The sequence below is a fragment of the Candidatus Glassbacteria bacterium genome (assembly GCA_019456185.1).
In the GTDB taxonomy this organism is placed as follows: domain Bacteria; phylum Gemmatimonadota; class Glassbacteria; order GWA2-58-10; family GWA2-58-10; genus JAJRTS01.
Genome location: VRUH01000005.1, coordinates 46,049 through 53,739, shown reverse-complemented (window position 1 = coordinate 53,739; position 7,691 = coordinate 46,049). Strand labels below are relative to the sequence as shown.

At 62.3% G+C, this 7,691-nt stretch carries 4 protein-coding genes (1 of these 4 cut by a window edge); 2 read left to right on the top strand and 2 right to left on the bottom strand.

Annotation, left to right across the window (positions count from 1 at the left end):
• Together FVQ81_03240 and FVQ81_03235 are read right to left on the bottom strand one after the other, a co-directional pair.
• A protein-coding gene (locus FVQ81_03240; protein MBW7995590.1) for a family 20 glycosylhydrolase crosses the window boundary here: on the bottom strand, window positions 1-1,805 show its 5' portion. 121 nt of this gene lie to the left of the window's left edge; only the first 1,805 of its 1,926 coding nucleotides appear in the window; the start codon lies at window positions 1,803-1,805; its stop codon lies beyond the left edge, outside the window.
• Window positions 1,806-1,823: 18 nt separating this feature from the next.
• Window positions 1,824-4,214, bottom strand: coding sequence for a hypothetical protein (locus FVQ81_03235; GenBank protein ID MBW7995589.1), 2,391 nt, complete (start codon window positions 4,212-4,214; stop codon window positions 1,824-1,826).
• Between the two features lie 229 nt (window positions 4,215-4,443).
• On the opposite strand from FVQ81_03235, the gene FVQ81_03230 reads away from it, so the two are divergent.
• Together FVQ81_03230 and FVQ81_03225 are read left to right on the top strand one after the other, a co-directional pair.
• Complete coding sequence (locus FVQ81_03230; GenBank protein ID MBW7995588.1) at window positions 4,444-5,952, top strand: hypothetical protein; 1,509 nt, start codon at window positions 4,444-4,446, stop codon at window positions 5,950-5,952.
• A gap of 13 nt (window positions 5,953-5,965) precedes the next feature.
• Window positions 5,966-7,591 (top strand): sulfatase-like hydrolase/transferase, encoded by a 1,626-nt coding sequence (locus tag FVQ81_03225; GenBank protein ID MBW7995587.1) that lies wholly within the window; start codon window positions 5,966-5,968, stop codon window positions 7,589-7,591.
• The last annotated feature ends 100 nt before the right edge of the window (window positions 7,592-7,691 follow it).

Here is a 7,691-nt window from a genome sequence, read left to right as displayed (position 1 = left end):
GCCTGGGTGATCGAGCTTTCCAGACTGGAGAGCGCCAAGTAGGTATTGGCCGTGTGCTCGAACAGCTCGGCGAGCAGGCCGAACAACTCGAAATCGTAGGCGTTTTTAGCTCCCAGTTGCTGATTGGCCAGGCAGATTTCCTTCGCCCGCGCCATTTTCGGCAGGATCTCGCGCGAGGCGCTCAGGCGCTCAGCGTACTCGGTTTTCCAGTACGGGTCGTACTCGACATCGTCGCGGGGAAGGTCCGGGAGGTGGGTCTTGCCGACCTCTCCCCAGTGCCAGACTTTACGCTCGAACGAGCTCATGTAGAAATAGCTGGCCCGGTTGAGCAGTTCATATAACTCGCGCACATCGCTGCTTTGCCCGCCGTAGTAGCTGACAAAAAACTTGTCGGTAAACTCGTCCAGCCCGGGGTTTGCGCCGCTCCACGAGTACTCGGCGGCGGTGATGTAACGGAGCATCCAGCCCTGGTTGTGCACGCCGGAGCAGTTCCAGGACGTGGAGATCATCCCCTCGAATTTTCCGGAGAGCGCCGCCGGGGCGAGCCGCCCGTAGGACCTTTCCAGATGAGAGCCGTACTGGTTGTATTCTGTCTCGCGGTAGAAATAGGGCAGGAACAGGTGCTCGATCCCCGGGTTCGGGTCATAGATATAAAACGGGTAGCCTTTGGCGAGCGCTTCCTTGTCCAGTTCCTCATTGTAACCGCCCGGGGTCATCAATCCTTTCACCGGCTTCACTTTCTCCTCGGGCTGATACCCCCCGGCCCAGGAAAGGGGCTTTCGGCCCAGCTTTTTAACATAGGCGGCGATCCGGTTGATATAGATTGCCTTCAGCCCGTAGCGGCCGACCTCCTCCATTTTCGCCTTGCAGCCGCACTCCACTCCTTTACCCAGCACGTAGGTCTCATCGCAGCCGATATGGAAATACCCGGAGCCGGGCGTGGCCTCGATAGCCTCTTTGATCAGGTCGAACTCCATCTCGTAGGTGCCCTCGCGCAGCGGGCAGAACCCCCAGTTGTTGGCGGGCAGCTCGCGAAGGTGCCTGTTTTCGGGATGTTTCAGGATAAAGCTGACATGGCCCAGGCCCTGCACCAGCGGGACGATCTGGATATGGTACTGGCGGGCGTAGCGGGTAAGCTCCTGCATCTCCTGCTTGTTAAACGCTCCGGGCGCGCCGACTTCCGGGTGGCTTTCGTAGGCGAACTTGTCTTCCCACTCCCAGATCAGCATGTTGATTTTGTAGCGGGCCAGGGTGCGGATGAAATTCCGCACGCAGTCCGTTTTCTCCTGAAAATGCTTGGTGTCGTAGTGCACCGCCCTGAGCCTGATATCCGGCCAGTCGGTGATTTTCACGCCCTTCACCACCCAGCCATCGCGTGCGGGCTGAATTACCTGCGCCAGAGTCTGGACTCCATAGAACAACCCCTGCGGCGTATTGGCCCGGATCACCACGCTGTCGGCAAAAGTCTCTAACCGGTAACCCTGCTCGCCTAATTCGGCTGGCGCAGCGGAGGTTGTGAGGCGAACAAGCGGGCTGGAACCTGAAGTTGCCGTCTCAGCGCCGAACTCTTCGCGCAGGATGCGTCCCAGTTCCCCGGCGGCGAACCGGACCTGGCTGCCGGCATCGCTGTCAGTCGCGATATAGACCCTTGCGTCGAACTCGAAAGCAGCGCCCCCGGTTTCGACCTGCCGGGGATATGGGATCAGCGGGATACCGGACTGCCACAGTTCGGTTGATGACGCGCCGATGAGGCTGGAGAATGCGGTGAGAAGTACAACTGAAAGAGCGAGCAGAAGCCTGTTCATGGTTCACCTTCCTTTGGTTTATTGGATCTGAAGCACAACCTCCAGCTTGCGTCCCGGCTCGACCGGACCGGATTGCCAGCTTTCACCCCGGTAGTTGACCTCGATAGTATGAACTTCCGTACTCAGAGTCGTGAACGCGAACTTGCCGGTCTCGTCGGTCTGGGCCGGCAGCCAGCCATCGACTGTAACCAGCGCCCCGGCGATCACTCCCCCGCGTCCATCGCTGATCCGCCCGGCGATAACGCCCGACTGCGCGCGGCCGGCGCCGAAATAGCGGACAACGGCCTCGAATATCGACAGGGCTTCGGCCCGCTGACCCGCGGGGGCGGCCAGCAGCTTTTCCGCCACGGGGTCCTCCACCGATGCGGCCCGGACCCAGACAGCGGGAGCCGACACCTGCTGGATTATCCGCTCGTAACCCTGGACTGCGCCGGACCATGGCCGCCCGGCGAATCCCTTGAGCGACGACGCTATCTCGCCGGCCAGCCGTTGCCCGTTCACACTGCCGGGATAGTGGTGGACCACAGTCGGCGGGACCGTATTTTTGCCGGGCCTGCCGCCGTGATTGATCGAGATCAGGATATCGCCGTCGTGGTTTTCCGTGCGCCAGGCCCGTTCCCATGCTCCCGGCGAGTCCTCGCCGCCGCGGGTCAGGGCCGCCTCGGCTCCGGCACGGCGAACGTAGTCGGCCAGCAGATTCGCCACCGCCAGGTTGATATCGGCCTCGCGGGTCCCGTCGCGTCCGACAGCGCCCGGATCGGCGAGTCCGCCGGCGGGGTCGATCACGACTTTTCGGCCATGGAGCACACCACCCAGCGCGCGCTCCAGCGAGACCTGCACCAGACTGGTCCGGCCGGGAGTAAGGGCAACCGTCTCGGTACGGGGGACATAGCCCCTGCGACTGAGAGACATTTCAATTTCCCCGCTGTCGAAACCCTCCAGGCTGAGGTACCCGTCAGACGAGGTTTTATACATACCCGCACCATCAAGGCGCACGTTTACGCCCTCCAGCGGAGCATCTTCCGGGTCGGTCACCTGCAAGACCAGCACCGCCTGTCGCGGTTCGCCGAGGGGGACAGTTATATTCTCGCTGAGGTCGCCGCAGGATACCTCGACCGTGAAATCGCGGTTGGCCGCCGGGGTAACGACCACCGACGCCTGTCCGCCCCGGACCGGGACCGCGCGGGTGGGAACGTTGGGGTCGTTGAAGACGAACAGCACCTCCGTGCCCTCGGCCACCGGGCGGCCCCACATGTCCCCGACCACGGCGGTTATCCGCAGCGGGGTGAGACCATCGAGCGGGGCGCGGCTGAGACTGGATGTCAGCCTGATCCAGCCCGGCGGGACAGTGACGTAAAAATCTATTTCCGCCTGACGGGCGGCGTTGCCGCGAAGGTTGCGGGCGCGTACAACCGCCCGGTGACGGCCATTGGCCAGCGGCTGCGAGGGCCGGGCGCGCAGGGCGCCGCTGCGGAGATCATAGTCCGCAGGCACATCCCGGCCATCGATTTCCACTTCCACGCGCTGCGGGTCCACGCCGACACCGGTGCTCTGGTCGTAGACCCGGGCCACCAGCTGCGGCCAGGGGTCCTGGACCGGGCTGGAACCCTCGAACATCAGGCTGTCCACCATCGGTACGCCGCCGGAGAGGTAATCGACAATCCCCAGCAGATAGGCGTAGGCCTCGAGCTGACGGGCGTTTTGTCCGGAGAGTTTCTTTTCCACGCCCGGATGGCTTAGGTAGCTGGCCTCACCCAGGACCGCCGGGTGACGGTTGTTGCGCAGGACGTAGTAGTTGCCGGGCAGGATATATGAGCGGGGCAGGCCGACACTGCGGATCATCTGGCGGTGGATATAACGGGCCAGGTCCAGCGAGGGCCCCAGGTCGCCCATCTTATAGTAGATTTCTGTCTGGTTGTGTCTCGTATCGGGTGTACCGAGGTTGTTGTGATGGATCGAGATGAAGATCGCCCCGGAGGCGAGACTGTCAGCGACGGTAACCCGTGCGGCGAGATCATCGCGAAGGCTGCCGCCGCTCTCGGGCAGGAGGTCAATATCTCCGGTGCGGGTCATGACCACGCGTGCCCCGTAGCCGGCCAGCAGGTTACGCAACGTGTGCGCAACAGCGAGATTGACCTCTTTCTCGGTAAGCCCTCCCCGCCCCACGGCTCCTGTGTATTTGCCGCCGTGGCCTGGATCGAGCACGATCACCTGGCCCTCGAGGACCGAGAAATCCACTCCCTCGTAGCTCAGCCCACGGCCCTCATAGCCCGCCGGATCGCCTTTCTGGAGCAACGCGCAACCGGTTAAAAGCAAAACAAGCGCCATGCATACAACCAGGCTTGAACCGAAGAAGGTAAAAAGTCTCATTGTGGCTCCGTCAAGCGGGGACTCCGATCTTTTATTCATAAACAGAGTTTAAACTTAAGTCCGCCACTGTGGGGGTGCAAGAGATGGATTGAGCTAACCTTTCGTTTGCCGTATATTTCAGCAGTAACGTCACTCTGCGCGGAAAAGAACGGAGGCCGGTCTGCACACCGCGACAAACAGTAAAATTCGCAAATGGCTGGCGCTCAACCGCCCGGGCCTGCTGATCGCAGTTCCGGCGCTGGCGCTGCGGGTATGGTTCGTACTGGCCATGCGCGGCCACCCGCTGTTCGAGCCGCTGCTGCCGGGCTACGACATGAGCGTGTTTCACGAATGGGCGGTCAGGCTCTCCGGGGGTGCGCTGTCCGACGGGCGCGCATTCTACCAGGCTCCGCTGTATCCATATCTGCTGGGCGCGTTATACGCGCTTACCGGCCCGAATGTACTCGCGGCCAAGCTCTGCCAGGCCGTTCTCGGCTCGGCGACCGTCATGCTCACCTACCTGCTCGGTTGCCGGCTTTTCAGCCGGCGGGCCGGCCTGATCGCGGCCGGGCTGGTTGCGGTTACGCCGATTTTCCCGTTCTACGAAATTTTCCTGCTGCGCGCCACGCTGGTGACTTTCCTCAACGTTACGTTCCTGTTGGCGCTCTATCGTTTCGACCCGTCGCAGCCGCTGCGGACATCGGCTGTGGCCGGGGCGATATTGGGAATCGGTGCGCTGGCGCGGGCCAACATGCTGGCGCTATGGCCGGTGGCGGCGGCGTGGGTCTGGCTGGGGTCCGGGAACCGTCGGCGCGGTACGTTGGCCGCGCTTGCTCTGAGTCTGGCCGGCGTGATTGTTATTTCCCCCGCGACCCTGCACAACAGATTGATCGGCGGCAAATGGGCGTTGATCTCGACTAATTTCAACGAGAACTGGAAAATTGGCAACAGCTACGACTCCAGCGGCGGGTTCGGCTATCCGGCAAAAGAACTGGTGCCGGTGCTTTCAACGGATTTCGTGAAGCTTCAGGTTAAGAAGGCAAAAATTCTGCTCGCCGATTACGAGCAGCCGAACAATGTCAATTTCTATCAGCTTCAGGCTGACAACCCCTTGCTCGCTCTGGGAAACGTGCTGTCCTGGGGCTTTTATCTGGCGTTCGGCCTAGCGGGGATTGTGCTGACCCGCGGGCGCTGGCGGCAACTTTTTCCGCTGTACTGTTATCTTCTGCTCTACGGCGGCACGCTGGTGCTGTTCTTTATTACCAGCCGCCTCCGGGTGCCGCTGTGGCCGGTGCTGATTCTATTCACCGCGGCGGGCCTGGACAGGGCGGCGGAGAAGTGGCGGCTTAGAAAACTGCTGGAACCGTTGCTGGCACTGGCTCTGGCCGCAGTTCTCTCGACCGCTTTGATCCTTGCCAACCCCCGGACGGTCCAGCCCCATTACTGGGACAATCTGGCCGAAATTTTCGAGCGAAAGGGGGAGTGGGACCAGGCGGTGGACGTGATGCAAGCCAAGCTGCGAGTGCATCCTGCCGACCAGGCAGCGCTGTGGAAGCTGGCATACTACCTGCAGAAACAGGAGCGATGGCAGGAGTCGGCGGCGCTTGTCGAGCATTTGCTGGTTCTGGTCGACTACCGATCCGACATTCTCAGGGAAGCCGGTTTGCTGGATATTCGCTTGGGACGGAGCGCTCGGGGAGTGGAGCGATTGCGCAAATACCTCGCGGCCAGTCCCGCCGCCCCGGACAGCAACCGGATAGCAGATTTAATCATAAAATACGACTCAGCCAAAAAATAGGGAACGCACTCCTTTGCGCAACTTGCCGTTATTGCTCGCGCTGCTGATTGTATCAGCTACGGGGCTGCTCGCCGCCACCGCCGAACGGCCGAATATCATCCTGCTCACGGTGGACAGTTTCCGCCCCGACCGCCTGGGCTGCTACGGCTGCGCGCGCGCGGTGACGCCCAATATCGACAAGCTGGCAAGCCGGGGAGTAACGTTCACCAACGCGTTCAGCACGGCGAGCTGGACCAACGCCTCGCTGGTCAGCCTGCTGACCGGGCTCTATCCCGGAGTTCACGGAGTTCAGCGGCGGGGCCAGAGTGTGCCGCCGGGGCTGACCACACCGACCGAGCAGCTGCGCGAGGCCGGCTGGCTGGTGCCTCAGGTGAACTACATGTTCCCGATGCCCAACTACCTGAATCTCGGGTTCACCCCCAACAGGCGCCTTCACCTGCCCGAGTTCCTGGCCGAGTACGCGGACACGACTTTTCTGGCCTGGTATCACTACCACGGGCCGCACCTGCCCTACAACCCGCCGGATAAATGGCTGAGGACATTCCTGCCCGGCGGCGTGGACACCTCGGCCGTGACCGGGATCACCAGCAGCGTGGTGATGCCGTTCGGGGAAACTGAGTTCAGTGCCGAGCAGATCCGGATAATCAACGCGCTGTACGATGCCGAGGTGGCCGCCCAGGACGAGGAACTGGGCGAGGTGATCGCGGTGCTCGACAGCCTGGAGCTGTTCGACAGTTCGATCGTGGTCCTGACCGCCGACCACGGCGAGGAACTGTTCGACCACGGCTGGGTGGGCCACGCTTCCACCAGCCTCGAAGGCACTCTGTTCGACGAAGTGGTGCGGATTCCGCTGATTATCTGCCTGCCCGGCGGCGGGAGTGCCGGCAGGCGTTACGACGGGCTGGTGCAGACGGTGGACCTGATACCCACCCTGTTCGCCTGTCTCGGGCTCGAACCGGCCGCTCCGGTGCAGGGAAAGTCATTGCTCGATGTGCTCAGGGGCGCGGACGGCCCGGTACGCGATCACCTGTTTTTCGAGACCAGCACCTGCGGCTACCAGTGCCCGGACAGCGTGGAACTGACCTGGCTGCGGGGTGTGCGGACTGAACGCTGGAAGCTGATCCAGCGCCGCGAACCGGCTGCGGAACCAACCTACCAACTCTACGACCTGCGCAGCGACCCGTCCGAGCAAACCGATGTGGCCAACGACCGCCCGCAGGAGCTGGTCAGGCTCAAGGGTCTGCTGGCCGCCGACATATTCGCCAACCTGGCGGCGCTGGGGCAGGTGGAGAAGCAGCTTGCCCAAACCGGCGCCGGCAGCCGGATTGCACCCTCCGAAGCGGTGGAGGTGCTGTTCCCGGCTGAAAGCGATAGCCTGGCCCACGGGGATGACAGCGGGACGATCACGGTCCGCTGGAGCGGTCCGCCGCAGGCCGCCTACAGGATCGACTACGAGGTCGGGTCCGGCAGGTACCACCTGACCGGCTCGTTTATTGTCGAGGGCAATTCGCAGAGCTACGGTCCGTTCACCAGGATGTTCTGGCGGGCCTTCCCGCAGTACAACCCTTGGCGCTTCCGGGTGGTCCCGGTGGGGAAACCTTCTCTGGCCAGCCCGTGGCGGACATTCGCGTTCCGTTGAGACAGGCGGAGCGTTCTTTCATTCAGTGAGTGAATGATATATATTCCGGCTATCGACAAGGACTTAGCGCGCAATTCAACTATCCGGCAACTTACAGGTT

Coding starts and splice junctions, on each gene's coding strand:
- FVQ81_03230 (MBW7995588.1), top strand. CDS start 4,444: ATGCGCGGCCACCCGCTGTTCGAGCCGCTGCTGCCGGGCTACGACATG.
- FVQ81_03235 (MBW7995589.1), bottom strand. CDS start 4,214: ATGAATAAAAGATCGGAGTCCCCGCTTGACGGAGCCACAATGAGACTT.